At 69.3% G+C, this 24,497-nt stretch carries 20 protein-coding genes; 1 reads left to right on the top strand and 19 read right to left on the bottom strand.

From position 1 onward, the window contains the following. The 3 genes from V6U86_RS21515 to V6U86_RS21505 all read right to left on the bottom strand — a co-directional run bounded on the left by V6U86_RS21515 (position 1) and on the right by V6U86_RS21505 (position 2,294). Positions 1-393 (bottom strand): MerR family transcriptional regulator, encoded by a 393-nt coding sequence (locus V6U86_RS21515; protein ID WP_334505706.1) that lies wholly within the window; start codon positions 391-393, stop codon positions 1-3. Between the two features lie 119 nt (positions 394-512). After that, positions 513-965, bottom strand: a complete 453-nt coding sequence (locus tag V6U86_RS21510; RefSeq protein ID WP_334505703.1) for an Rv0361 family membrane protein — start codon at positions 963-965, stop codon at positions 513-515. A gap of 57 nt (positions 966-1,022) precedes the next feature. After that, complete coding sequence (locus V6U86_RS21505) at positions 1,023-2,294, bottom strand: L,D-transpeptidase (RefSeq protein WP_334505701.1); 1,272 nt, start codon at positions 2,292-2,294, stop codon at positions 1,023-1,025. A 481-nt stretch (positions 2,295-2,775) separates the two neighbouring features. Between V6U86_RS21505 and V6U86_RS21500 the strand changes: the two genes are divergently transcribed. Next, positions 2,776-3,921, top strand: a complete 1,146-nt coding sequence (locus tag V6U86_RS21500) for a DUF1996 domain-containing protein (protein WP_334505699.1) — start codon at positions 2,776-2,778, stop codon at positions 3,919-3,921. A 107-nt stretch (positions 3,922-4,028) separates the two neighbouring features. On the opposite strand, the gene V6U86_RS21495 is transcribed toward V6U86_RS21500, so the two are convergent. The 16 genes from V6U86_RS21495 to V6U86_RS21420 all read right to left on the bottom strand — a co-directional run bounded on the left by V6U86_RS21495 (position 4,029) and on the right by V6U86_RS21420 (position 24,494). Beyond that, entirely contained in the window at positions 4,029-4,982 is a 954-nt protein-coding gene (locus V6U86_RS21495; protein WP_334505697.1) for a cyclase family protein, read from the bottom strand. Between the two features lie 84 nt (positions 4,983-5,066). Continuing rightward, the gene (locus V6U86_RS21490; protein ID WP_334505695.1) at positions 5,067-5,696 is read right to left on the bottom strand and encodes a hypothetical protein; all 630 of its coding nucleotides are present in this window, start codon (positions 5,694-5,696) and stop codon (positions 5,067-5,069) included. A 75-nt stretch (positions 5,697-5,771) separates the two neighbouring features. Beyond that, the gene (locus V6U86_RS21485; RefSeq protein ID WP_030337657.1) at positions 5,772-6,050 is read right to left on the bottom strand and encodes a hypothetical protein; all 279 of its coding nucleotides are present in this window, start codon (positions 6,048-6,050) and stop codon (positions 5,772-5,774) included. After that, complete coding sequence (locus tag V6U86_RS21480; RefSeq protein ID WP_334505908.1) at positions 6,047-6,430, bottom strand: hypothetical protein; 384 nt, start codon at positions 6,428-6,430, stop codon at positions 6,047-6,049. The genes V6U86_RS21485 and V6U86_RS21480 overlap by 4 nt, the downstream gene beginning before the upstream one ends. A 389-nt stretch (positions 6,431-6,819) precedes the next feature. Next, complete coding sequence (locus V6U86_RS21475; RefSeq protein ID WP_334505906.1) at positions 6,820-8,019, bottom strand: helix-turn-helix domain-containing protein; 1,200 nt, start codon at positions 8,017-8,019, stop codon at positions 6,820-6,822. 109 nt (positions 8,020-8,128) lie between these two features. Next, complete coding sequence (gene fxsT, locus V6U86_RS21470; RefSeq protein WP_334505692.1) at positions 8,129-10,291, bottom strand: FxSxx-COOH system tetratricopeptide repeat protein; 2,163 nt, start codon at positions 10,289-10,291, stop codon at positions 8,129-8,131. A gap of 532 nt (positions 10,292-10,823) precedes the next feature. Continuing rightward, a complete protein-coding gene (locus V6U86_RS21465) occupies positions 10,824-12,035 on the bottom strand; it encodes a helix-turn-helix transcriptional regulator (protein WP_334505690.1) in 1,212 nt (403 codons plus the stop codon). A gap of 242 nt (positions 12,036-12,277) precedes the next feature. Beyond that, entirely contained in the window at positions 12,278-13,255 is a 978-nt protein-coding gene (locus V6U86_RS21460; protein WP_334505688.1) for a hypothetical protein, read from the bottom strand. Positions 13,256-13,287: 32 nt separating this feature from the next. Then, positions 13,288-14,817, bottom strand: coding sequence for an OmpL47-type beta-barrel domain-containing protein (locus V6U86_RS21455; protein WP_334505686.1), 1,530 nt, complete (start codon positions 14,815-14,817; stop codon positions 13,288-13,290). Positions 14,818-14,825: 8 nt separating this feature from the next. Continuing rightward, the gene (locus V6U86_RS21450) at positions 14,826-18,764 is read right to left on the bottom strand and encodes a ThuA domain-containing protein (RefSeq protein WP_334505684.1); all 3,939 of its coding nucleotides are present in this window, start codon (positions 18,762-18,764) and stop codon (positions 14,826-14,828) included. A gap of 23 nt (positions 18,765-18,787) precedes the next feature. Then, entirely contained in the window at positions 18,788-19,792 is a 1,005-nt protein-coding gene (locus V6U86_RS21445) for a multicopper oxidase domain-containing protein (RefSeq protein ID WP_334505682.1), read from the bottom strand. 294 nt (positions 19,793-20,086) lie between these two features. Further along, a complete protein-coding gene (locus V6U86_RS21440) occupies positions 20,087-20,926 on the bottom strand; it encodes an amino acid ABC transporter ATP-binding protein (protein ID WP_334505681.1) in 840 nt (279 codons plus the stop codon). A gap of 5 nt (positions 20,927-20,931) precedes the next feature. Continuing rightward, complete coding sequence (locus V6U86_RS21435) at positions 20,932-21,726, bottom strand: amino acid ABC transporter permease (protein ID WP_334505680.1); 795 nt, start codon at positions 21,724-21,726, stop codon at positions 20,932-20,934. A gap of 76 nt (positions 21,727-21,802) precedes the next feature. Next, positions 21,803-22,621, bottom strand: a complete 819-nt coding sequence (locus V6U86_RS21430) for a basic amino acid ABC transporter substrate-binding protein (protein WP_334505678.1) — start codon at positions 22,619-22,621, stop codon at positions 21,803-21,805. Positions 22,622-22,797: 176 nt separating this feature from the next. Beyond that, positions 22,798-23,475: a hypothetical protein gene (locus tag V6U86_RS21425; RefSeq protein ID WP_334505676.1), complete on the bottom strand. Its 678-nt coding sequence runs from the start codon at positions 23,473-23,475 to the stop codon at positions 22,798-22,800. 107 nt (positions 23,476-23,582) lie between these two features. Further along, entirely contained in the window at positions 23,583-24,494 is a 912-nt protein-coding gene (locus V6U86_RS21420) for a sulfotransferase family protein (RefSeq protein ID WP_334505674.1), read from the bottom strand. Positions 24,495-24,497: the final 3 nt, after the last annotated feature.

The raw sequence follows: 24,497 nt of genomic DNA, 5'->3' as shown, positions 1-24,497 counted from the left end.
CTAACCCGCCACGGCCGCCTGAGCGTCGGTGCCCGTATGAGTGCATCCGTTGGCTGGGCTCTCGCTGTCCGCGATGACCTCGTCGAGCCGCTTGCGCGCTTGCCGGAGTTGGGTGATCTGCCGATCGATGCGGTCGCGTTCGGCGCGGAGCAGGGCCCGCGACTGCGGTGTGTTGACCTTCGCGTCGACGCAGGGCAGCAGGTCCAGGATGGTTCGGCTGGACAGGCCGGCGGCGTACAGCATCTGGATCAAGCGCACCCGGTCGATCGCGTTGTCGGGGTAGTGGCGCTGCCCGCCACTGCTTCGGGCGGCAGCCAGCAGGCCCTGCTCCTCGTAGTAGCGCAGGGCTCGTACCGACACCCCGGTCTTCGTGGCGACTTCCCCGATCCGCATGGACCCCTCCCCCGGCTGGTGACGCCAGTCACACAACGTCGTCCCTCACGTGCGCGTCAGGTTTTACCGTAGCTCGCGTACGGCGTCCCAAACCTGCCAGGAGGCTGTCACCGGGTGACTCACCGGCAGACGCGCCACTCGCCGTCCTCCTTGACCAGCGCCAACGCCTGGCTGAACTGCGCGCCGGTGGTCTCCTGGACCGCCTCCACGGTGGCGGTAGCGGTGAGCCGCCCGTTGTAGTTTTTGACGTCCACGTTGGTGATCTCGTAACTGCTGATCTTCAACTGGGCGGCCTGGGCCCGGGCGAAATCCTCCTGCGTCATGGTGTCGCGCACCCGGTCGCACAGCCGCCCGTACGCGCCCGGGTGGTTGCCGGTCTGCACGTCGTCGAGGAACGCCGTCGCGGCCGCCCGGGCCGGTTCGACCGAGTCCTTGACCGAGCGGTAGAGCCAGAGGCCGACGCAGGCGCCAACCACGCAGCACACCGCCAGCAGGGCGCCGACGACGATCAGGACGGTACGAAGCGCCTGGTTGGGTCTCGGGCCGGGAACCATTATCGGCTCGTACGTCATGGCCCGGAGCGTAGGGCCGCCGGACAAGCGGTGAGCGCCCGCCGAGCGTCAGGTGGTTCAGCCGACAGCGGCGGACGGCCCCGGCGTCGGTCCGCCGTCCGCGACCTTGCGGGCCGGGGGCGCCGACGCCGGGGCCGGTCGAAGATCCGCGGGTACGGGCAGTGCGCTGCCCCTGACGAACTGACTCCAACTGGTGTTCCAGGGCGTCCAGCCGTTGCCCGACTCGAGCCGGACCTCGGTGCCGGTGACGGTGACCAGGTCACCGATCTGGGTGACGCCCATCAGCCAGTCGGCGTTGGCCGCCGAGATGTTCGTGCAGCCGTGCGAGACGTTGCGGTGTCCCTGATCCGACACCGACCAGGGTGCCCCGTGGATGAACTCGCCGCCCCAGGTGAGCCGTTGTGCGTCCTTGACGTTCACCACGTACCCGCCGTTCGGCTCGCCGCGCGTGTCGAACGTGGTCTGCTGGTGCTTCTCCATGATCACCATTTTGCCGCTGGACGTGGGGGTGCTGCGCTTGCCAAGGCTGACCGGGATCTTGCGGATCAGCTTGCCGTCACGCAGCACACGCATCTGTTTGGTGGCGTTGTCGACCACGAGCGCCACCTGCCGTCCGATCCTGGAGGTCGCGGTGCGGTCGGCGTCACCGATGTGCTCCCGGCCGATCGGCAGGCCCTCCAGGCCGGCCCGGACACTGATGGTGGTGCCCGGCCGCCAGAAATCGGGAGCCCGGTAGTAGACCTGACTGCCGTCGTCCACCCAGGACCAGACACCCGGCTGGGGTGGGTTCGTCGCGACGAACAACCGACGCTGCACGTCGGCGCGGGCCGCCCGGTCGATGGGCGGATCGAAGCCGATGGTCACCGGCATGGCCGTGCCGTAGGTCTGCTTGTCGGCGAAGAAAAGGGTGCTGGTCACCTGCGGCTTCGCCGACGTCGCCGACGTGGTGAAGGTGGTGGTGCGGGTGGTGGTCAGCCCGGAGTCGGCGGCTGCGGTCACGGTCGCGGTGTAGGTGTGCTGCGGCCGCAACGGGGCGGTCGGCACCCAGGCCGAACCGTCCTCCCGTGGCTCCAGACCGACCAGCGTGCCCGTGTCGTCCACGAGGCGCACGGCGGTGATCTTCCCGCCGGCGACGAGCGGCACGACCTCGGCGCTGAGCGGCACGTTGCGGGACAGGTCGGCGGGCGTGAGGGTCAGTTCGGCGGGCGTGAGGGTCGGTTTGGGCGACGGCACCACCCGCTCGACGGGGCGCTGGGCGGACCTCCGCTCGGTGGTACACCCACCGAGGACCAGGGGCGTCGCCGCGACGGTCACTGCCATGAGCGCCATTCGCCTTCGTAACCCCATCGACCGTCCCCCGGCTTCCGTTTTCTCCGTGGCCGCAATTCTCGCCGCGTCGGCGGCACCCCGCGCTGTTTCTCGACAATCACGCCGCGAAGGGGGGAACGGGCGGCGCGACACGCGTCGGTGGCACCCCGCTTTCGCGATCCTCGGGGCATCGAAGCGTGATGCCGACGTGGCATGCTGCCGACGGGAGGTGTCGAGGTGGACTTCACCCTCGCGGACCTGTCCCGGATCGGCGCGGGCAAGAGGGGTGGAGACCGGGCGGGAAGCAGAGTGTCACCGCGGTCGCCGATTACAGTTTTTTGCGAGAATGCAAAGAATTGAGATTCAAATGTCATCGCGCCGGCTCCGCAAAGCTGACCAGGCAATCGCTGAGCGCAATTTAAGACAGAATTAATCGTCTCAGCGAGAAAGGATCAGGGGGTCGACTCGTACTCTTTCTTCTCGGAAGAAAGGTGCTCCCCCGTTGATAGATTTCCGATCCACCCCTCGACGCCGTCGTTCCGTCACGGCCCTGCTGCTGGTGAGCATGGCGCTCGCCGGCGGATGCAAGGAGGCGCCGGGCACACCGGGCGCGTCCGGCCCGTCCAGCGACACCGGCATCGGCTCGTCCGCCCCGGACGCGCCGACAGCCACCACCCCGGGCGACCCGTCGGCCACGCCGAGCGCCCCGGGCACGTCGGCCACCCCGTCCGCACCGGGCACGTCGGCGACCCCGGCCACCCCGGCGACCAGCGCCGCCCCGCCCACCGTCTCCGGTGGCTGGATCACCATCGACGCCGCCGCGCAGGCCGCCGCGACGAGGGCGTTCTTCGCGCGCAAGCCCAAGCCGGTGACCGGCAACCCGGTGAAGGTGCCCGAATTCAACGTCGGCTGTAAGACCAGCCACCACAACAGCGACGACCCGATCGTGCTGCCCAAGCTGGTGGGCGGCTCACACAACCACACGTTCTGGGGCAACAAGTCGACCGACGCCAACTCGACCGCCGAGTCGCTGCGGGCGGCGAAGGCGACCACCTGCAACTCGCCGGACGACCAGTCCGCCTACTGGGTGCCGACGATGTACCAGAACGGCAAGGTCGTGGACCCGAAGGAGGTGACCGTCTACTACGGTTCCCGGCTGAAGGACCCGAGCAGGACCCAGCCCTTCCCGTTCGGCCTGCGCATGATCACCGGTAACGCCAAGAACCAGGTCGACACCCCGGACAAGCAGGGCAACCACTTCTGGTGCGCCGGCATCGGCGGCGAGATCGGCCGCAGCGCCGACAAGACGTTCCCGGTCTGCGCCAAGACCGCGAACATCGTCCGGCAGGTCACCTTCCCGGACTGCTGGGACGGCAAGCACCTGGACAGCCCGGACCACAAGGCGCACATGGCCAACGGTGACCACACCGGGGCGTGCCCGAAGAGCCACCCGGTGCCCGTCCCGTCGGTCTCCTTCGTGATCTCGTACCCGTTGAGCGCGAACACGGACGGCATCACCCTCGCGTCCGGCACGTCGTTCTCCATGCACGCGGACTTCTTCAACGCGTGGAAGGACGAGGCGCTCGCCGCACGGGTGCGCAACTGCCTCGACCAGGGCGTGAAGTGCAACTCGGCAGGCAACTTCTGAGCTGACCTGGCCCGGCCGACCGTCGCGGGTCGGCGATCGGCGAGGTCTCCGGTGGACGGTTCAGCGATCATGCCGAACCGGACACCGGAGACCTCCCGCCAGCCGGGTCAGAAGGTGGCGATCGGGTTGACCGGGCTGCCGGACGTGCCGGCGAAACGGACCGGCGCGACCGCCAGCTGGAAGTCCCACTGGCCGAGTTCGGTGGCCGTGGCCGCGCACGCCTCCAGGTCGCAGTTGTCGAGCAGCCACAGGCCCATCGCCACCAGGCCCACGGCGTGGACCGGCATCAACACGGCGTCGTACCCCGACGGCTGAACGTCCTGAGGGGTGTCGGCGCCGATCAGCGCGACGCCGCGTTCGTGCAGCCACGGCAGGCAGGACGCGTGCCAGCCCGCCTGGGTGAAACCGCTGGCCGCACCGTTCTCGTGCCGGAAGCGGCCGTGGCCGGTGCGCAGAAGCACCGCGTCGCCGGGTCGCACCCGCACGCCCTGGCGACGCTCGGCCTCGTCGAGATCGTCGGGAAACACCCCCTGCCCCGGCGTCAGCCACGGCACATCGCGGGCCGCCGCCACGTCCAGCAGGACACCTCGGGTGACGATCCCGTTCGCCGCCGCCGTGACGGCCGCCCACGCCGAACCCGTCGCGGCGTCGACAGACGAGTGCGGTCGTCCGTTGTACAGGGCGCCGTCCCAGAAGATGTGGCACGGCGAGTCGAGGTGGGTGAGGGTGTTGCCGTGGAACGTGATGCCGAGCCGCTCGGACGAGAAACCCCAGTGCCGGTCGGCGTGGAAGTGCGCCGGCATGTTCTCGGCGCCCGGCATGTCGGCGGCGCACGGGCAGACCGTCGTCGACCGGTCCATGTCGCCCGGTACGGCGACTTCCCACGCGCAGGACACGCTTCTGCCGTGGCGTACGGCCCGCGCCGCCGCCAGCCGGACGTCGTCGGTGATGTGGTTCAGCGTTCCGCGTTCGTCGTCGTCGCCCCACCGTCCCCAGTTCGACAGCGTGTCGAAGTATCCGAGCACGTCGTCCTGTGTCGGGATCGGTCGCCCAGCCGTCATCCCAGCATCGACTCCTCCGGTCACCCGATTCGGGACACCACGGGTCAGGTTATCCCGCCACCGGGTCACCTCAGCCTCGACGACCTACTTGCGCAGCAGGTTGAGGAAGTCGGCAGCCGCCGGGAACGGTCGATCCTGCGCGAACTCTCCGAGGTAGACGACTGCCTCCTCGTCCTGGCCGTAGGAGTAGCCGTCCAGGGCAGGGCCGACCACGAGGATGGTGCCGCCGCGTCGCCAGGCGGCGTATCGCCAGGAGTAACTGCCGATGGCGAGGTATCTGCCCTCGGTCCGGACGTCACACTCCGGTGGGCCGAGCCGTTCGGCGAACCGGTCGATGGCCGCGTCGAGGCACGCCTCGAAGTCCTCGCGACCGGCGCCCAGCTGGCTCGACCAACCGGGCTGCGAGCCCCAGAAGTCTTCTGGCCACAGCTCTCCGCCCACCAGGTAGTAGTGGACGAACGGTAGGTAGAGGCCGTAGTCGGTGTAGACGGCGTGGCCGGCCGCGGTGACGAAGCGCGCCTCGTCGGTCGGCGTCCCGGCGGTGGACCAGCCGAGGCTCCGCATCGCCCGGCTGGTGACATCCCGATCGTGCCAGGGCAGGTCGGACAGCCCGATGAGCTGACCGGCCAACTCCGCGTCGATCGGGCATTCGGCGACGCAGCTTTCGATGTCCGTCTCGTCCTCGCCGTATTCCGGCTGATGATCTTCCGACACGACCGGGGATTCTCCCAATGCCGGCACCGCCACACAAGCACAGGCCAGGTGGCGGCCACACAGACCGTCGGTCGACTAGGGCTCGGCTCGGGCAGACCGGCACTGTTGCTGTACTGCTGGATTCGGCAGGTCGGCATCCCTGGTCCAGCCGAGGAACCGGCGGTGCAGCACCCCGGCCGGTGTCCACGGCATGTCCTCGGTCGCCTGCACGAGGTAGGACCCGAGGTAGAGGGCCAGCGACACTGGCGCATCCGCGTACTCCGCGCGCAGCTCGCGCTTGCGGGTCCGGCAGGGCCAGGGCAGGCCGCAGCCACCGCAGCTCCAGATCGGCATGACCGGGCCGTGCACGGTCACCGCACACCCGCCAGGAAGCGATCCGTGATCGCCCGTGCCTGCCGGTTGGTCGCCCAGTCCACCTGCCAGCACGGGTACGGCGTGAGCCGTGCCCACCATGCCCGGCAACCGACACACATGCCGTCGAGCCCCCGGACGTGCACCGCGAGGATCGGCTGCTCCTGGCCGCTGTTCACTGCTCGCCCACCTGCGGCCAGTGACCCCGACTGATCGGAATCCGGTGCCGGCCACGACAGGGCAGGTCGGCTCCGCAGCGGCAGATACGCCGCCAGAGCTGCCACGACCACACCGGCCGATGCCGCCGGGCAAAAGTCAACGCGGTGGCCGAGAGGTACTCGTCGTACGAGACGCGCCGGTTGCCCACCGTTGACCGGCCGGATGAACTGACCACGCGTCGGGTCACCGGAGGCCCTCCGGTCGGCGTGCTCTGCGCTGGTCCGCCGATTCGTGATGGCCCTGGCGCAGCCGCAGTTCCCTCGCGTGGTCGAGTAGACGCTGCTGCGCTGCCGCCTGCTCAACGTCCTGGTACCGCTGCCCAGTCCCGGGCGGTGGCGGTGGCTGAGGCCGCCGAAACAGCCACCGCATCAACGCGCACAGCTCAGACCAGATCGCCACAGACCCGCCCCCTCGATCGCGCAACAGGGGGCGGCGACGAGGCTCTGTCCGGCTCTATCGGGTGTCAAGCGGGCACAGGCTCGCCGCCGCCAGTGGCGGGAACGCTACGAGTGGTCACCGGCTGCGGTGGGGAGGGTTTGTACCTCAGGGAGGGTTACCCGATCATGCCGATGGCGAGGGCCAACTCCCGGGCGTCCTCACCGACCGTGCCCGGCCGGTTCGACAGCTCCAGGGCGACAGTGCGGGCGTACGGGTTGTGTCGTACCGTGTCGACGCTCTCCCGCAGTGCCCGGCCGAGCAGGTGCACCGCCGCCACCTCCCCCCGGTCCAGCATGTGCGCCAGAGCGGCATCGATCAGCGCGGCGGCCCGGCGGGTCTGCGAGGGCAACGCCCGATAGTCGGTGGTGTCGGCCCGCCGCACCGCCTCACCCGTGCGGCACAGGTCCGTCTCGATGGAGACCGCGTACGCCGCACACGCCGCCGATCCGAACATCAGCCACGGATGGACGTAGCCGTCACCGAGCCGGCGCGCGGCCGAGTCGGCGGCATCCCACGCCCGCCACGCCCGACCGGCCCGGCCAGCCTTGCTGTGGCCCAACGCGATACCGAGCTGCACCTGACCCCACCGCGCCAACTGCTCGCCACCCGCCGCCGGGTCAACCAGACCCGCCGCCTCGACCAGCACCTGCTCGGCGGCGTCCACCTGATTCGCGCCCCGATAGACGTGCGCGTAGTACCAGGCAGCCACCGCCATCGCCGCCGGGTCGTCCGCGTCCTTGGCCGCCGACATCGCCCGGTCGGCGGCCAGCCACACCAGCTCCGGCAACGGCTGGTGCGCCAGATACAACTGCACCAGGTGATACACCCGCGCCAACTCCACCAACGCCAGGCGACGGTCCCCGCCGTCAAGCATCCGGGCACTCCGCTGCGCGTCCGTCAGCAACCCGGGAAGCACCGCCGCCACCGCCGTACGCTCGGTCGTCGACCGATGCCACAGCCCCCACGCCTGATCCACCAGATCGCGCATCACGGCAACCGGCGTCACCGCGCCCACCGGCACCGACGCTCGCTGCATCACCGCAGCCACCTTGCCGACCTCGGAATGCCCCGCCCTGGTCACCGACGCCACCGGCAACGACTGATCACCGGTCAGCTGCGCAAGATCCGGGATGTCGAGCACCTCGGCCAGCCGTAGCAGCATGGGCAGGCGGGGCGGCAGTAGCCGGCCATTCTCCAACGCCTTGACCCACTCCGCGCTACGCCCGACCAGCCCGCCAAGAACCGGCCGAGTCTTTCCCGCACGCTCGCGATACATCCGCAGGCGCGCACCAAAGGTCGCGGAGTCGCTCATCATCGCCTCCCAGGTAGCGGTCTGGGCAGCGGACCACCAGCCGTTACGCCTACGGACCACCACAGTCGACGGTACTCCCGCCTACTCGGAATCGATGGAACACGCGGCAACGTCAGCCCCAAATGAACCCGCGCGACTTCGGCAGGCTCGCGATGTTCGCTTGAGCGTTGCGCGTGTAGGGATGTTCCGGCCCAAGGACACGGGTGTAGTCCGACACGACGGCGCTGAGGATCACACGGGCCCGCCGACGCCGCCCGGTGATTGCCAGGGCCAGGCCGAGGTTGCGCCGGGCGTTGAGTGACGACGGGTGATCGATGCCGAGGACGCGCTCCCGGTCCACGACCGTTCGCTCGAACAGCGCTAGTGCCTCGGTGTGACGTCGACCGGCGAGCAGCGCCCGTGCCAGGAACAAGCGGAGTCGGATCGCCCGCGGGTTGTCATGCGGTAGAACATCGTCCATATGCTGCACGAGAGCACGGAGCTGGTCGATCGCCTCATCGTGCCGACCAGCGGCGGAGTACGCGGCCGCGCGGTACTGCGGCCACCAACTGAGGCGGATGTCGGCCCGTTGCTCGTCGGTCTCGAGTGTCGCGTTCTCCTCATGCAGTCGGACGCCTTCGTCGGCCCGTCCCGTTCGCACATAGCTGCGTGCCAGCTCACCACGAGCGTTGATCGTCGATCCATGGTTAGGGCCATAGACCCTCAGGTTCTCCGCGAGGTTCTCTTCGAACAACGGGACGGCTTTGACGAAGTCACCCATCGAGCGGTAGGTGCTGGCGAGATTGATCCTCGCTCCCATGGTGGACGGCGCGTCCTCGCCGCAGACACGAATGCTCTCGACGAGGTTGTACCGATGGATGGTCAAGGCGCGGTCCAGTTGACCCCCGGATTCACAGCAGTACCCCAGGCGGTTGCGGGCACTTACCGTACTCTGATGGTCGAGGCCGACCAGGCGTATCCGGTCCGCCAGGGCCTGCTCAGCGTAAGGAATGGCCTCACTGTGACGGTCGGCGGCCACATAGGCGTTCATCAGTTCCTGTCGGGCCAGGGCGATGGATTCGTCGTCAGACGGCGCGAGCGCCCGGTGCTCGGTGAACACCGTGAGGCCCATGGCCACCGCACGGCTGAACTCCCCCATGCCGGTCAGCCGTTCGACGCTCCACCGCCGCAGCCGTAACAGCTCAACGCACATTTCATCGTCCGCGCCGTCGCTCATCAGAACCGTTTGCGTCTCGGCCCAAACCTCGGCGATGTGGTCCACCAGGTCGACGCCGGACGCGGGCTGCGCTTCCGTGGCACGGGTCAACAGCGTCAGCGCGTCCCGGACCACGTCGCGGATCCGGCCCTCCGCTCGGGCCCGCGCCAGTACCACCTGGCGGGTGAGCCGATGCATCGCCACCCGTGTGCCGGTGACGTCGAAACCAACAACGGAGGCGTTCGCCAGCCCGCCCAAGGCCTCATCGACGCTCGCCGGCTCGGTGTGCAGGTTGCGTAGTAGGTCACGACGAACTCCCGCCTCCGACAGCACGGCCATGAGATCGATCAGACGGCGGACCAGCCCGTTCGGATCGCTGTCCTCAACCTCGTTGACCGACAGCAGCGTGGCTTCTTCCAGAGTGCGTGGATAGTCGTCACCGGGCACACGGGGAAGTAGCGACCTCAGTGGCATCGATCGGAAACCGGCCAGGTACTCGGCGAACGACCACCGGTGGCGGCGGATCACGGCACCCGCCTGCGCTAGTGCGAGCGGCAGTTGACCCAGCTCTCGCGCGACCAGCGCGGCGGCCCCCGGGTCGTCGAGGCCCGCCCGCGAGCACAAGAAGGTCACCGCTTGCACGGGCGTGAAGACCTCGACGTGCACCGTGACGCCGAAGACAGCGAACTCCTCATTCGTTGTCGTGATGAGCGCGTGGACATTTCCGCGCTGCGGCATCCATCGAGCGATCGCGTCGGCACCGAGCGCATTGTCGAACACGATCACGGACCGTTCCGGTTCGTTCTCAAGCCAGCGGAGTGCGGTGCGCGCGGCCGGCTCGGTGTCGACAACCTCGCCCACCACTCCCGCCTGCCGCGCGAAGTCAGCAAGCGACGTGACCACGGCAGCGACGTCATCCGCGACGACCCAGACCACCCGGGGGACGTTCGCGCGCAATTGGTCGCGCACGTGGGTGGCCGCGAGATGCGTCTTCCCGACCCCACGCCCTCCCATCAGTACGCACACCCTGCTGGTCGCCAGGACCGTCGCGACCTCGGCCAACAACTCCTCGCGACGCATGTGTGACACCGGCTCACGCGGGACGTCACCGACGACGAGCGGACCGCGTGAAGCCCGATTGCCCGTCACCCCCGCAGCGGGCGGGGTCGCCACAGACGAGGCGGGCGCCCGTCGCAATTGCAGGAAAGCGGCAACGGTCCCCAGAACGGCGAGGGCCGCGCTCAACGCGCCGAGGGCTACCTCCGCATCCACGGCATCTACGGAACCACAACCGGTAGCGACTCGGGTACATCCGATCGATCACCGTCGTGGTGGTTGACGCGGCACTGCTCATGCTTCCCGACGCCCGACCCTCGGCTTGCCGCTGGGCCGGACGCCTGGATGGCGTCCGGCCCAGCGTGCGGGGTGGAGCTACTAGAGCCGGGCGGCGCCCGCCTCGGTGGCCTCCTGCACCGCCGAGGTACGGCGTACCTCGGCCGCTGGTCGCCGACCTCGCGGCGACCAGGCGACTGCCGCACCGCCCGCCGCATCCCGTGAGGGCGACGTTACGTACCGTCGCAGTGCGGAACGGGTAAGGTTCCTACCCCCTGGATCACGAGACCAGGCCAACCTTCACCGCGAGGTCACGGGCATCATCGCGGGAGGACCGCGGACCGTCGAGCAGGTCCAGGGTGATCTGTCGGGCGTACCCGTTGAAGCGGATCGTCTCCGGGGCCGACTCGTACGCCTGACGGAGGGTTGCCACGGCCGTTTCCGTGTCGTCCTTGCCGTAGTGCGCCCGCGCGACCTCGATGAGATGCCGTGCCCGGCGCGGCCTCGACGGAATCGCCGCCGAATCGTGGCGGCGTGCCTGCCGAACCGCCTCACCCGACTTCTGCAACTCCACCGCCACTGTCACCGCGTGAGCGCCCATGATGACCTGCGAGAACGACGTCTGCGGCTGGTAGAAACCCTGCGGCAGGCGCTGCGCCACCCGGTCCGCGCGATCCCAGTACCGCCAGGCCCGACCCTCCTCACCGGCGCGGGCGGCCGTGTAGGCAGCCTCGAAGTTCAACGCACCCCAGAGTGCCAACAGGTTCGTGTTCCCGTCGGCCGTCCGCGACTCCAGCACCGACAGAAGGTCCAGGGTCACCGCCATCGCGGTGTCCCAGTCCCCGGCGTCCCGATGCACCTGGCACAGGAACCACCCCGCGCACGCCAGCGCCTCCGGATCGCCGGACTCCTGCGCCGCCACCATCGCCCGGTCCGCGACCCGCCACAACAACTCCGCAGCGGGTTGGTAGGCAAGAAACATCTGCGTCAACCCGAACGCCTCCGCCAACAGGGCCTGAGCCTGTCGACGCTCATCACCCTCGTACGCCAACGCGGCGCGCTGCACGTCGCGCAACAGCCCCGGCAACAACCCGCCCAGCACCGTCCGGTGATCCGACGCCTGATGACGCGCCCGCCACGCCATCGCAAGCCGACCTCTCAGGCTCGTCAACGATTCCGGAGAAGCCTCATCGGAAACTGCGAAACGGTTCACCGCATCCCGGACCGACGCCAGCGCCGGATGCTCCGGCCCGTTGACCACAGCAGACCGGGCGCCCAACTCCCCGGCCAGGGCAGACACCTCGACCTTGAGAGCACGCGCGATGCGATCCAGCATGTGAATGCGCGGCGGCAAAATGCGATCGGTCTCCACTGCCTTGACCCACTCAGCGCTGCGCCCCACCAACCCACCGAGCACCGCACGGGTCTTCCCCGACCGCTCCCGGTAGACCTTCAACCGCTGCCCGAAGGTCAACTCCGGCAAGGAATCCATCACGGGCCTCCTCGTAGCGCAGGACAGACCATCGGCGGCCAGGCCGCCGTCACCAAACACTAGCGGGCTGTCCGCCGCCTGATAGCCCGACACAACCCGCGCGCTGCCAACACCACCCTCCATGCCGATATCCAAGCCTCTGAAACACCACGCAAGCGCAGCTCGCGACGGTCCTGCCCGATACGACGGCGGTGGCCGGTCACCCCCGATTCCGGGTGACCGGCCACCGTCGCGTCGATGAGCTAGAGCCGGGCAGCGCCCGCCTCGGTGGCTTCCTGCACCGCCGAGGTACGGCGTACCTCGGCCCGCTGGTCGCCGGCCTCCTCGCGGTCCGGGGCGGCCACCCGGGCCGCCCGGTTGGCGGTGGCCGCGGCCTGCTCACCGGTCACGCCGCCACGGATCCGGTTGTTCGCGGCGACCTGGGCTGCCGGGTCGTTGGACGTCACCGTCAACTGGCCGTTGATGATGTTGTCGTCGACCGTGACGCCACCGGTCGTGCTGGTGATGCTCACGTCCGCGCCCCAGTAACCGCCGGAGGCGCAGCTGTCGAGGGCGCCGTTCGGGCCGAGCTGCACACCACCGAGGTTGCCGGCGAAGGTGGCCCGGCCCTGCACCGCACTGCCGCAGACCACGCTGCCGGTGGCGCTGTTGAGCACCGACAGCGTGCCGTCGACGAACGAGTCGTGCACGTCGGTGTAGTAGGTGCCGGTGCTGCTGAGGTTGCGCTGCACCTGGGTGCCCCGGTCGAGCCGGACCTCCCCGGCGCTGACGTTGACGTGACCGGTGACCGTCGACGCCTCGGCGAAGAGGAAGCTGTCGATGGTCGTGGAGCCCTTCGGGCGCACGGTGAGGGTGCCGGTGCGGGCGTCCTTCAGGAAGATCCCGTATCCCCCGGCCGCGAGCACCACCGGGCCGTCGATTGTCGTCTCGGTGGCGTCGAGGTAGCCGTTCCCGGCGACCCGTACCTCACCGCTGACCCGGCCACCGGTCACCACCAGGTTGCCGCCGGCCGCGACGGTGACGTTGCCGGTGATCGTGGTGCCGGTCAGCGCGCAGGACTCGCCGGCGGGCACGAGCAGGTCGTTGGGCACGGTCACCGCGCCGCCGGTGCCGATGCAGTGGGTGACCAGGTCGGCGTGTGCGGTGGGCGCCACGGCCAGCACCGAGGCCGCGATGACGGCGCTCACGGTGGCCAGCTTGACGACGGTACGTCCGGGCATCGTGGTACTCCCTGTCGATGAGGTTCGAGGACTCATGCGCCGACGTCCGATCGGGCCGCGGCCCGGACGATGGCGCCCTGCTGCCGCCGGTCGAGCGTGCCGCCGGTGACGAGTGCGGCGGTGACCGCCTCGACGTGCCGGACGAACTCGGCGTGGCCGGGGTAGGTGGCGTGTTCGTCGATCAGATCGTTGATGGTGCAGCCGTCGCCGGTGTCCACGTTGCGCACACCGGTGTCGTCGCCGTCGATGATCACTGTGGCTCGGGTGTCCGAGTCGGGGCAGCGGTCGGTGCCGTCGGTCACCACGGTGAACGTGGTCGACTGCTCGGTGGTGGAGTTGCCCGCCGTGTCCGTCGCCCGGTACCGCACTGTGTGCGCTCCGGGCGTGCGAACGGCGACCGGGGCGGCGTACGCCGTCCAACCGCCGGCGTCGAGCGCGTACTCGATCTTCGCCACGCCCGACTCCGCGTCGGTGGCGGTGACGGTGACGGTCGCGCCGCCGACGTACGCGCCATCGTCGTCGCGGTCACCGGCGACCGTGGCGGTGACCGTGGGTGGGGTGGTGTCCTCGGCCTGCGGTTCGACGACTGTGAAGTGTTCCATCTGCTCGGCCGACGTGTTGCCGGCGACGTCGGTCGCCCGGTAGTGCAGCATGTGCATCCCGACCGCGTTCACCACGATCGGGTTCGTGTACGCGGTGAAGGCGGCACCGTCCAACGCGTACTCGATGGTGGCGACACCGGATTCGGCGTCGGTGGCGGTCAGCGTGGCGGTGGCCGTACCGAGGTAGTTGCCGTCGCCGTCACGGTCGCCGGTCAGTGCGGCCGTGACCACCGGCGCGGTGGTGTCCTCCTCTCCAGGCTCGACGATCCGGAACGACACCGAGCCGACGGCGCTGGTGTTGCCGGCCTGGTCGGTGGCGCGGAACTGCACCGCGTGGTCGCCGATCGCGGTCACCCGCACCGGCTCGGTGTACGGGTGGAAGCTGGTGTCGTCGACCTGGTACTCGACGGTCTGGATTCCGGAGTCGGCGTCGGTGGCCGTCACGGTGACCGTGGCCGCACCGAGGTAGTTGCCATCCTGATCCTGGTCGCCCGAGACCGCGCCGGTCACGGTCGGCGCGGTGGTGTCGCCGCCGCCACCGCCGTCGGTGACCACCAACTCACCGACCATGGAGCTGTGGCCGGGGATGGAGCAGAAGTACCGGTACCGGCCCGGGGTCAGCGTCACGGTCGCCTGGTGGCGGCCGTCGTTGGCGTCGAACGGGCTGGCCAGGATGTTGACTGTGACGTCGTGGTTGTAGCCCTCGGTGCTGGTGTCGAAGGTCAGGGTGTGCGGCATCCCGGTGGTGTTGCCGGTGGCCGCGCTGTTCTCCCAGATGATCGTGGTGGCCCCGGCCACGGCCGTGGTGGGCGCGGACTTGTAGCGGGTGATGCTGTCGTCGGCGGTCCAGGTCAACACCTGGTCGGCGGCGACGCGCGGGGCGGCGGAGGCGGGCACTGCGGCCAACGGGATCACCGTGAGCAGGAGCGCCGCCAGCGCTGCTTTCAGTCGTCGGGTCATCGTCACTCCTAGAGTTCCCGCACGCGGATGTTGCGGAACTCGGTCAGGTCGTTGTCACCGTGGTTCTGCAGGCCGATGAAGCCGCGCAGGAACTGCCGCAGGTCGGTCGGCGGGTCGCCGGCGCGCGACGACTGCTTGCCGGGCGTGTTGTCGAACTCGTTGATCACCACGCCGTTGCGGATCATCGTGTAGTGCTGCCCGACGACGCGGATCTCGTAGTCGTTCCACACGTTCTTCGGGGTCACCCCGGCCTGGGCCAGCGGCACCGGGTCGAAGTTGTAGACCGAGCCGGTCTTCTGCGGCTCACCGGTGTCACCGTCGTAGATCTGGATCTCGTGTCCGCAGTAGATGGCCATCCAGGCCGCCGAGGTCCGCGCCGACCCGACCGTGCCGCAGCTGTCCGGTGGGCGCTGGTCGAGGGGCGTTCGCAGGTCCGGGAACCGGATGAAGACGCCGGTGTTGGCCCGGCCGGTGCCCGGCGCGATGTCCCGGAACTGCACCTTCAGCGAGAAGTCGCCCAGTTCCTTGGTGTGCCAGAGCATGCCCAGGCCGCCGCTGGAGCGCAGTGCCCCGTCCGACTGGATGCCGAACTCCCCCGCCGGCGCCTGCTGCCAACCGCGCAGCGATTCGGCGGTGCCGTCGAAGAGCGGCTCGTACCCGGTGTGGCCGTCCCGGCCGATCTCCGATGCGGCGGCCAGTCGGGTGAGCGTGCCCGACTCGCGGGTGCTGAGCAGGTCGTCGTCCTGCAACGCGCGGGCCACGGCGGTCACGTGCCGGACGAAACCGTTGTGGTCGGCCCAGGTGCTCTCGTCGTCGATCAGGTCGTTGGCCGTGCAGCCCTGCCCGACCGTGCGACTGGGCACCCCGGTGTCCGTGTCGCCGAGCCACACCGTCGGCCGGTCGTCGGGCACCGCACAGCCCACCGTCACAGTGGTCTGCACCGTCGTCTTCTGACCGTCGGCGTACGTGACGGTGAGCTTCGCGGTGTAGGTGCCGACCGTGGCGTACGTGTGCCGGGGGTCCGCCTCGGTCGACGTGGCGCCGTCGCCGAACTCCCAGCGGTGGCTGACGCCGCCGGAACGGGAGCCGGTGAAGGCCATGGTCAGGGGCTTGTTCTGCACGGCGACCGAGGTCGCCGCCGGCACCGGGGTGGGCGCCCCGCCGGTGTAGGTGATCCGGATCAGCTTCTGGTTGGCGTGCAGGCTGAAGAACCCGCCGCCGTAGTCGAGCAGGTAGAGCGCGCCGTCCGGGCCGAACTTGGCGTCCATCCAGCTCTGCAACCTGGTGTCGCCGTTGCCGCCGGGGATGATGGCCCGCAGCGACTCGGCGTACACCGGTGGTGCGGCCTGCGGCACGCCGGCCGGGTCGACGGTGACCGCGACCCGGTTGGCGGCGTTCGACTGGTCGCCGATGAACCACTTGCCGTCCCAGTGCTCCGGCCACGCCACGCCGCTGGTGGTGTCGACGAGGCTCCGGTGGTACGTCGGGCCGGACATGATGGCCTGCCCGCCGCCGCGCAGGTAGGGCTGGGTGTAGGTGGCGTCGGCCGCGACGTAGGTCGGCAGGCCACTGCCGTCGGTCCGCTTCGGGAACACCGGGCCGCCGCCGTCCGGCGAGTACCAGATCATGTTGTCCCGGGCCGAGGGGATGTCCACCAGTCCGGTGTTGCGCGGCGAGGTGTTCTTCAGGTTGTCGCAGTCGTACCAGCCGGTCAGCTCTGTCGCGTCGGTGTTGCTGCGGTCGCGGTACGGCTGCCGGTTGCCCATGCAGTACGGCCAGCCCTGGTTGCCGGCGGAGGTGATGATGGTGGCCGTCTCGTACTTCGCCGGGCCGAGGGTGGGGCTGGGCGACGAGGCGTCCGGGCCGACCCAGCCGGCGGTCAGCCACTGGTGCACCGGGTCGATCTGCAGGCGGGCGATGTTGCGCACGCCCATCACGTAAATCTCCGGCCGGGTCTTCTCGGTGCCCGGTGGGAAGAGGTTGCCCTCCGGGATGGTGTACGTGCCGTCCGGCTCCGGGTGGATCCGGATGATCTTGCCGGCGAGGTCGTTGGTGTTACCCGAGGTGCGGCGGGCGTCCTGGAACGAGATGCCCTGGTACTCCTGGGTCCAGTTGTTGCCGGCGTAGCCCTGCGACCCCTCGGAGGAGTTGTTGTCGCCGGAGCCGACGTAGAGGTTGCCCTTGGCGTCGAACGCCATGCCACCGCCGGCGTGGCAGCAGCTGTGGATCTGCACGGGGAACTGCAACAGGTCCTTGCGGGTGGCCTGGTCGATGGTCTGCGCCTGACGGTCGTAGGTGAACCGCGAGACGGTCCGCTGACCGACCCGCTTCACCCGGTCGACCGAGTCGTGCGGCATCCAGTAGACGTAGAGCCAGCCGTTCTCGGCGAACGCGGGGTCGGGCACGATGCCGAGCAGACCCTCCTCGTTCTTCACCAGCTCGGAGCCGCTGCCCCGGTTGCCCATCACCTCCAGGGTGGTGAGCAGCTTGACCTGCTTGGTCCGTGGGTCCCAGGAGTGGATGGTGCCGCAGCCCAGGCCGACCTTCGGGTCGTTCCAGTCCGCAATCGGGCCGCTCGGGCAGGCCGCCTTGCCGACGTAGAAGACAGTGCCGTCCGGGGCGATCGTCAGCCCGTGCGGCTCGCCCATCTGGTCCAGCTGCCCGGTCTGGTTCGCGGCGGTGAGTCGCTCCACCTTGTAGTTCGACGCGATCGTGGCCTGGCAGTCGCCGCGGACCCGACCGGTGGTCCAGTTGAGGGCCCCGGCGAGGTGCGCGCGGAACGCCTCCTCACCGTAGCTGCCCTCGGTGTGACCCATGCCGGTGTAGAACGACCTACCGCCGTCGTAGTCCCGGCACCAGGACACCGGGTGGAAGGCGCCGTTGGCGGCCGCCCCCGCGTTGTAGTGCCGCTCCTCGACCTGGGCGAGCGTGTGCACCGTACCGATCGGGTTCGGGTCCCAGTTCTCCCAGCGGTCGGACCGGCTGATGGTCAGCGGCAGCGACGCCGTGGCCGGGTGCTTGCGGTCCAGGATGTTCACCACCGCGCGGTTCACCGCGGGCGGCTCCGGAGCGGTGGTGCTGCCGGTGAACAGGCGCAGGTCGGCGAGTTGGACCAGCGGTTCGCCGCTGTTCGCGGTGACGTTCAGCCGGTAGCGCGAGAACTCCTGCGGGTTGGCGATGTCGAACCGGCGGGTCTGGAACCGGTCCGGGAAGGTCTGCGCGGTGCGGCGGTCCAGATCGGTCCAGCTCTGCCCGTCCGTGGAGCCCTGCAGGGTCCAGTCCTTCGGGTCCCGGCCGGCCGAGTCGTTGGCCGACGTGAGCGCGTACCCGGTGATCCGCTTCGGCGCGCTCAACTCGTACGCCACCCAGCCGGTCGGCGTGCGGACGAGCCACTTCGTGTTGGCGTCGCCGTCGGTCAGCTTCTCCTTGGTCTCGTTGGGCGGGTTCTCGCCGCTGGCGGTCACCCGCGCCACCGGCTCGGCCACCGGGATGGCGCCGGCCGGTCGGGTGCCGATCAGCCCGGTGAACCAGGTGGAGTCGACCTGGGCGCGGGCGGCGTCGGCGATGCCGACGAAACCGCCGCCGGCCTTCATGTAGCTCTGGAGCGCCGACTCCTGGTCGCGGTTGAGCGCCGCGCCCGTCGCGGAGAGAAAGACCACGCTGCGGTACGCGGACAGCCCGGCCGCGGTGAAGGCGCCCGGGTCCGTGGTGGCCGTGACATCGATGTCATGACCGGCAGCGAGCTGTTTGATGGTGTCCACCGCGCGCGAAACCGGGTCCTGTTGTTCGGCAACCGGGCCGTGGAACACCAGGACAGCGGTCTTCTGCGGTTGCGCCGCCTGCGGAGCGGCGGGCGTTCGCGGCGCGGCCGCAGCCGCCGTCGTCGCCGGGATCAGTGTCGCGATGGCCGCTACCGCGGCAAGGGTTCGTCGTAGTTTTCTGGTCATGCCCGTCCCCACTTTCGGTTCGGTCAGCTTTCGTGCGTGTGGGTGTGGCCCTGGAACCGGTGGATCGCCTCCTCGGCGCCCGGCGGCATGCTGCCGTCGGCGTTGCGCACCAGGAAGATCCCGGCCATGCCGCCGTCGGAGTGCGTCTGCACGTGGCAGTGGTACATCCACGCGCCGGGTCCGACGCCCTCCCCGGCCAGCACCTGGAAACCGAACGAGCTGCCGGGGTTGAGGTCCTTGTTGTCGATCACCAGGCTCGGGTCGCTCGGCCCCTCCAACATCCCGGTGCGGTTGTCCGCCCAGCGATGCGCGTGCAGGTGGAAGGTGTGGAACAGGTTGCCGTGGCCGATGGCGATCCACTCGACGCGCTCGCCCAGGTTCGCCTCGAACATCGGGGTCGCCGGTGCCATCTTGTTGTTGATCATCATGTCGTGGAACACGGCCGTGAACTGCTTCGCCGGCAGGATGTCGCCGCGCCGTCGGACGATCAGCGCCCCGTACAGTCCCTTCGCGACACCGCCGGTGCCGTGGTCGGTGCCCATCGCGTGATCGTGGTAGTGCCAGTAGCCGGCACTGCCCGGCATGTAGCGCCGACCCGCCGCGGCGACCATCTCGTGGGAGCGCCAGACGTACGTCCGCGTCTCACCGGGGTTGTTGAACGAGGCATTGAACGGGCTGCCGTCGGATTCGGTGCTGTAATCCACCCCGTGCGGATGGATGGACAGCCGCTGGCTGGTGGTGTTGACCAGGGTGATCTCCAGGGTGTCACCCTCGTACATCTCCAGGATCGGTCCCGGAACGGTGGCCTGACCGGGTGCCAGGCCGTATCCGTACAGGTTGCCGGGTAGCTGCTCGGCGTAGATGGTGATCTTTTTGGTGACACCGGCGGCAGCCCGGGCGGGGGTGCCTCCGAGTGCCGCGCCGATCGTTGGGGCGGACGCGCCCAACGCCCCGGCGGCGAGCGCGCCGGTGGCGATCAGCGATCTACGGGACAGGTGGCGGTGAGGACCACCAGCGTGATCGTCCATGGGTCTCCGTTCCCGACCGGGCGAAGACGCGACGAGGACAGGGTGCATCGACCGCCGAGCACGGGGCGGTGGCACGACTGAGGGTGAGGCTCGTCGCGTACTTTGCTCGGAAGACTCAAAGCTTTCGATGGATAACAGCAACTTATGTAATCCATCGACGAAAGTACAGCTCTGATTGCAAAAAGATTACCTTGACATCACGACGTCCGTCGATTGACATGAAGCTGACACGCAAGCAGACGCCGGGCTGCCGTCAATGCGGCAACCCGGCGTCAGGCGTACGGAAGATGTGGGTCAGAGCTGGTGGCGGTCGTCCGCAGGCAGGCTCGGGGCCTGCGGTGGCTCGGGCGGCTGGTCGGGCTGCCCGAGCTGGGCGACGTGGGTCGGGTCGAGGACCCGGGAGAGGAACGCGCGGGTCCGTTCGTGCTTCGGCGCACCGAGCACCTCCTGCGGCGACCCCTGCTCGACCACCACCCCACCGTCCATGAACACGACCCGGTCGGCGACGTCGCGGGCGAACGCCATCTCGTGGGTGACCACCATCATCGTCATGCCGTCCTCGGCCAGCTTGCGCATGACGGTGAGCACGTCGCCGACGAGTTCCGGGTCGAGTGCGGAGGTCGGCTCGTCGAAGAGCATCAGCTTCGGCTCCATCGACAGCGACCGGGCGATCGCCGCCCGCTGCTGCTGCCCGCCGGAGAGCTGCGCCGGGAAGGCGTCGGCCTTGTCGGTCAGCCCGACGCGCTCCAGGTTTGCCCGCGCGATCCGCTCGGCCTCGGCCCGCCCCCGCCGGAGCACCCGGCGCTGGGCGATGGTGAGGTTGTTCAGGACGGTCAGGTGCGGAAACAGGTTGAACGACTGGAAGACCATGCCGATGCCGCGGCGGACCGCGTCGATCTCGACGTCCGGGTCGGTCATCTCGACCCCGTTCACCCAGATCTTGCCGGCCGTCGGCTGCTCCAGCAGGTCGACGCAGCGCAACAGGGTCGACTTGCCGGAGCCGGACGGCCCGATCACGCAGACCACCTCGCCCTGACCGACCTCGAAGTCGATGCCCTTGAGCACCTCGAGCGGCCCGAAGGACTTGTGCAGGTCGCGGATCTCCACGGCGGGGCGGGATGGGCTGGTCGTCATGGGGGTCACCGAGCCTTGGCGTAGCGGAGTTCGAGGCGTCGTACCACCTGTGACAGTGGCAGGGTGATCACCAGGTAGGCCAGGCCCGCCACCAGCAGCGGGGTCGCGTTCACCCGGTCGTTGAGCATGTCCCGACCGAACTTGGTGATCTCGATGGTCTGCGCCGTCACCCCGAGCACGTAGGCCAGCGACGAATCCTTGGTGAGCAGGATGAGCTCGTTCGTCAGCGGCGGGATCACGATCCGGAACGCCTGCGGGATGACGATCGTGCGCATGGCGGTGAAGTGCGACATGCCGAGGGTCCGCGCCGCCTCCATCTGCCCCTTCGGCACGGCCTGGATGCCGGCCCGGATCGTCTCCGCCATGTACGCCGCGGCGGTCAACCCGAGGCCGATCGCGATCGAGCCGAACACCCCACCCGGAATCTCGCGCTCCGGGAAGGCGATCGGGATGCCGTACCCGACGAGGAAGAGCACCAGCAGCGCGGGCAGACCCCGGAACAGCTCGATGTACGCCGTCGCCACCCAGCGGTAGGGCGCCACCCGGGACAGTCGCATCAGCGCCAGGATGGTGCCGAACACGAGGCCGAAGGCGAACGCGCCCAACGTGTAGAGAATGGTGTTGCGCAGCGCGACGGTGATGATCGTCGGGAACATCGACTTGATGATGTCGACGCGGAAGAACGCGTCGGCCAGCCTGTCCCAGTCCGCGGCGAAGAGCACCGCGGCGATGATGGCGATGAACACCAGGTACTGGAGCCCGAGGGACAACCGCTCCCGCTGGCGGCGTCGCAGCTTCACGTTCGCTCGTTGCCTTCCCGGATGTTGGTGACCCGGAGGGCGCGCGGGACGCGAGCCCTCCGGTACTGCGCGGTGCTCAGGCGCTGGGCTGCTTGCCGATCCACTTCTCGTAGATCGTGTTGTACGTGCCGTCCTGCTTGGCCTTGGCCAGCACCTCGTTGATCTTCTTGAGCAACTCCGGGTTGGCGTCCTTCTTCACCGGGAAGCCGTACTGCTCGCCGGTGTCGAACTCGGCGGCCACCTCGAACCCGCCCGGGTTCTTCTTCAGGTACTCGGTCCAGACCGGCAGGTCGTTGATGGCAGCCTCGACCTGACCGTTGGAAACGGCCTGCTGAAGGGCGGCGAGGTCCTCGAACTCGACGAGCTTCAGGCCCTTCTCCGCTTCGAGCTTCTTGGCGTAGTCACGACCCGTGGTCGCAGCCTGGACGCCGAGCTTCTTGCCCCTGAGGTCATCCAGCGACTTGTACGTCTTGCCGGTCTTCACCAGCATCGCCTGGGTGGCGTCGAAGTAGGGGTCGGAGAAGTCGAGCACCTTCCGCCGCTCGTCGGTGATCGTCATGCCGGCGGCAGCCGCGTCGCACTTACCCGTGTTGAGGTCCTGGCCGGACTTGATGCCCTCGAACGGGGTGTCGACGATCGTCTGCTCGACACCCAGTTCCTTGGCGACCAGGTCCATGATCTCGACGTCGAAGCCGGTCACCTTGCCGCTGGCGTCCTTGGACTGGAACGGCGCGTACGGCAGGTGGGTGCAGACGGTCAGCTTGCCCGCCGCGACCAGCTTGACGCCGCTCGCCTGAACCTCACTGTCGTCCTTCTTCGCGCAACCCGCGGTCAGTGCGAGGGCGGCGACGGCCACGACGAGGCCGGCCTGACGGACGGCGCTTGGAAACCTCACGGCTGTGTCCCTCCGATTCGGCTCCAGACGTACAGAAGCCAATCTGGTTCATAAGACTTTGCGATTAGCGACCGTACCCGATCTGGCCCGACGCCCCTAGATCACGATGCGACCGCTCGGCCGCTACGGCACGCCGACCCCGGCCGGCAAATCGGACACTTGCCCAGCAACGTGCCTCAGCCACCGGTTCCCTCGGCCGCCCCGTCCGGGGTGAGCGCCCCCGCGTCGGGGTCTGTGTCCAGAAACACGTGCTGGTGGCCCTGGCCGGCGTCGACGCTGATCTGGTCGAGCTGGGTCGCCGCGACCGACCAGATCGTCGCGGCCTCGGCCGCCTGCCGCGCGGTGACATCCAGCAGGGCCGCACGCTGCGCGGCCGGAACGGCAGCGGCCAGAGCGTAGGCGTCGACGGCCAGCGACGCCTGCTGGACCGCTCCGCGCAACCCTCCGCGCGCCACGTTGGTGGCGGTGGTCCCCGACGGCGGGTCGGCGAACGGCTCGGCCGCCTGGCGCATGACCTCCTGCCACTGGCGTGCCTTCGCCGCGTCCGGCGCGCGTCCGCCGGTCGTCTCCGTCCTGATGGCGGCCAGGACCGGGGCGACCTGGTCGCGGACGCGGCGGGCCGTCCCGATCAACTCCGCGATCTGCTGGGCGTCCCGCTTCGCGTCGGCCTGCTTGATGCTCGCGATGGCCGCCTCGGTGGCGTCCGGACGGCCCACCTGGTAGCCGACCAACCCACCCAGCAACGCGGTGACCAGTGCGATGACGCCCGCGACGGCCGCGTACCCCGCGCTGCGGCGACGACGCACAGCGGCCTTGTCCAACTCGTAGGAAGGTCGGCCGGTTCGGCGTGCCATCGCATCTCCTCACATCGATGGGGTGGGGCCAAAGATTAGCCGCCCCACCTGAGTCCGTCGATAGATCGCGGATGGGCGCGACGCCACGCTCGCGTCGGCGGAAACCGCTAGACCGGGTAGCCCCACTCGGCCAACGGCTTCTCCAGCACCCGTTCGATCGCGCCGACCTGCGCCGAGCTGAGTTCGTCCCGGTACGCCTCCGCCCGGCCCACCGTGAAGTCGTACCGGGAGAAGCCTTTCTCGAAGGCCGCCGACCAGGTCAGGCCGAGGAATTCGAGCATCCGGCCGACCTGCTCACGCGGCTGCTCGACCAGGTCCTCGTAGCGCACGTCCAGCCACTGATCGGCCGGGTGACGCATCCGAGCCTGCGCGAAGGCCTCCATCAGCATCTTCCAGCCCAGCGCGGCGAGCACCTGAAAGGAACGGCCGGACTCGATCCACTCCTCCCGCAGGTCGGACGGAAGCGGGCCGTAGATCCAGTTGTCCGGCCCACGCCACCCGTCCCACCAGCCCATCTGGAGCCACGAGTTGGCCACCGCCCGGCCGTCGCGCACCACGTTGACCACCCGTAGGTCCGGGTACGCGGCGTGCAGCAGACCGGTGCGCGGCCACCCGGTGACGTGCTGCACCAGTTGCTGGCAGCCCTGCCGCGCGATCCGCTCGTCGAAGAAGGCCCGCAGCCGCCGGGCCACGAACGGTGTCAGGTCCTCGGCCACCAGGTCCCGGCACGGTCGGGAGAAGCCGGCAAGCACCTGCCGGTCGAGCAGGTGGTACGCCTCCGACGGCGCCACCCGGAGCCGGCCCCGCTCCAGCAACCGTCGACTGTGTCGCAGCGAGGTCATCCCCGCCGGGCGTGGCACCGACCGCCGGTAGAGCGGGCCGTTGAACCTGCCCTTGGGGTTGAGCCGGGCCAGTTTGTCGTCCAGGCCGGAGACGAAGCCGACCGCGGGATGCCGGGACAGCAGTTCCTGGACCAGGGTCGAGCCGCAGCGACCAGTGCCCACCACCAGTGAGAGCATCGT

It is taken from the genome of Micromonospora sp. CPCC 205558, from assembly GCF_036902955.1.
In the GTDB taxonomy this organism is placed as follows: domain Bacteria; phylum Actinomycetota; class Actinomycetes; order Mycobacteriales; family Micromonosporaceae; genus Micromonospora.
This window is presented reverse-complemented; position numbering and strand designations above follow the sequence as displayed.

What these genes read in the sequence shown, in the direction of transcription:
- V6U86_RS21515 (WP_334505706.1), bottom strand. Translation starts at nt 393, where the DNA reads ATGCGGATCGGGGAAGTCGCCACGAAGACCGGGGTGTCGGTACGAGCC.
- V6U86_RS21510 (WP_334505703.1), bottom strand. Translation starts at nt 965, where the DNA reads ATGACGTACGAGCCGATAATGGTTCCCGGCCCGAGACCCAACCAGGCG.
- V6U86_RS21505 (WP_334505701.1), bottom strand. Translation starts at nt 2,294, where the DNA reads ATGGCGCTCATGGCAGTGACCGTCGCGGCGACGCCCCTGGTCCTCGGT.
- V6U86_RS21495 (WP_334505697.1), bottom strand. Translation starts at nt 4,982, where the DNA reads ATGACGGCTGGGCGACCGATCCCGACACAGGACGACGTGCTCGGATAC.
- V6U86_RS21475 (WP_334505906.1), bottom strand. Translation starts at nt 8,019, where the DNA reads ATGATGAGCGACTCCGCGACCTTTGGTGCGCGCCTGCGGATGTATCGC.
- fxsT (WP_334505692.1), bottom strand. Translation starts at nt 10,291, where the DNA reads ATGCGTCGCGAGGAGTTGTTGGCCGAGGTCGCGACGGTCCTGGCGACC.
- V6U86_RS21465 (WP_334505690.1), bottom strand. Translation starts at nt 12,035, where the DNA reads ATGGATTCCTTGCCGGAGTTGACCTTCGGGCAGCGGTTGAAGGTCTAC.
- V6U86_RS21460 (WP_334505688.1), bottom strand. Translation starts at nt 13,255, where the DNA reads ATGCCCGGACGTACCGTCGTCAAGCTGGCCACCGTGAGCGCCGTCATC.
- V6U86_RS21455 (WP_334505686.1), bottom strand. Translation starts at nt 14,817, where the DNA reads ATGACCCGACGACTGAAAGCAGCGCTGGCGGCGCTCCTGCTCACGGTG.
- V6U86_RS21450 (WP_334505684.1), bottom strand. Translation starts at nt 18,764, where the DNA reads ATGACCAGAAAACTACGACGAACCCTTGCCGCGGTAGCGGCCATCGCG.
- V6U86_RS21445 (WP_334505682.1), bottom strand. Translation starts at nt 19,792, where the DNA reads ATGGACGATCACGCTGGTGGTCCTCACCGCCACCTGTCCCGTAGATCG.
- V6U86_RS21440 (WP_334505681.1), bottom strand. Translation starts at nt 20,926, where the DNA reads ATGACGACCAGCCCATCCCGCCCCGCCGTGGAGATCCGCGACCTGCAC.
- V6U86_RS21425 (WP_334505676.1), bottom strand. Translation starts at nt 23,475, where the DNA reads ATGGCACGCCGAACCGGCCGACCTTCCTACGAGTTGGACAAGGCCGCT.
- V6U86_RS21420 (WP_334505674.1), bottom strand. Translation starts at nt 24,494, where the DNA reads ATGCTCTCACTGGTGGTGGGCACTGGTCGCTGCGGCTCGACCCTGGTC.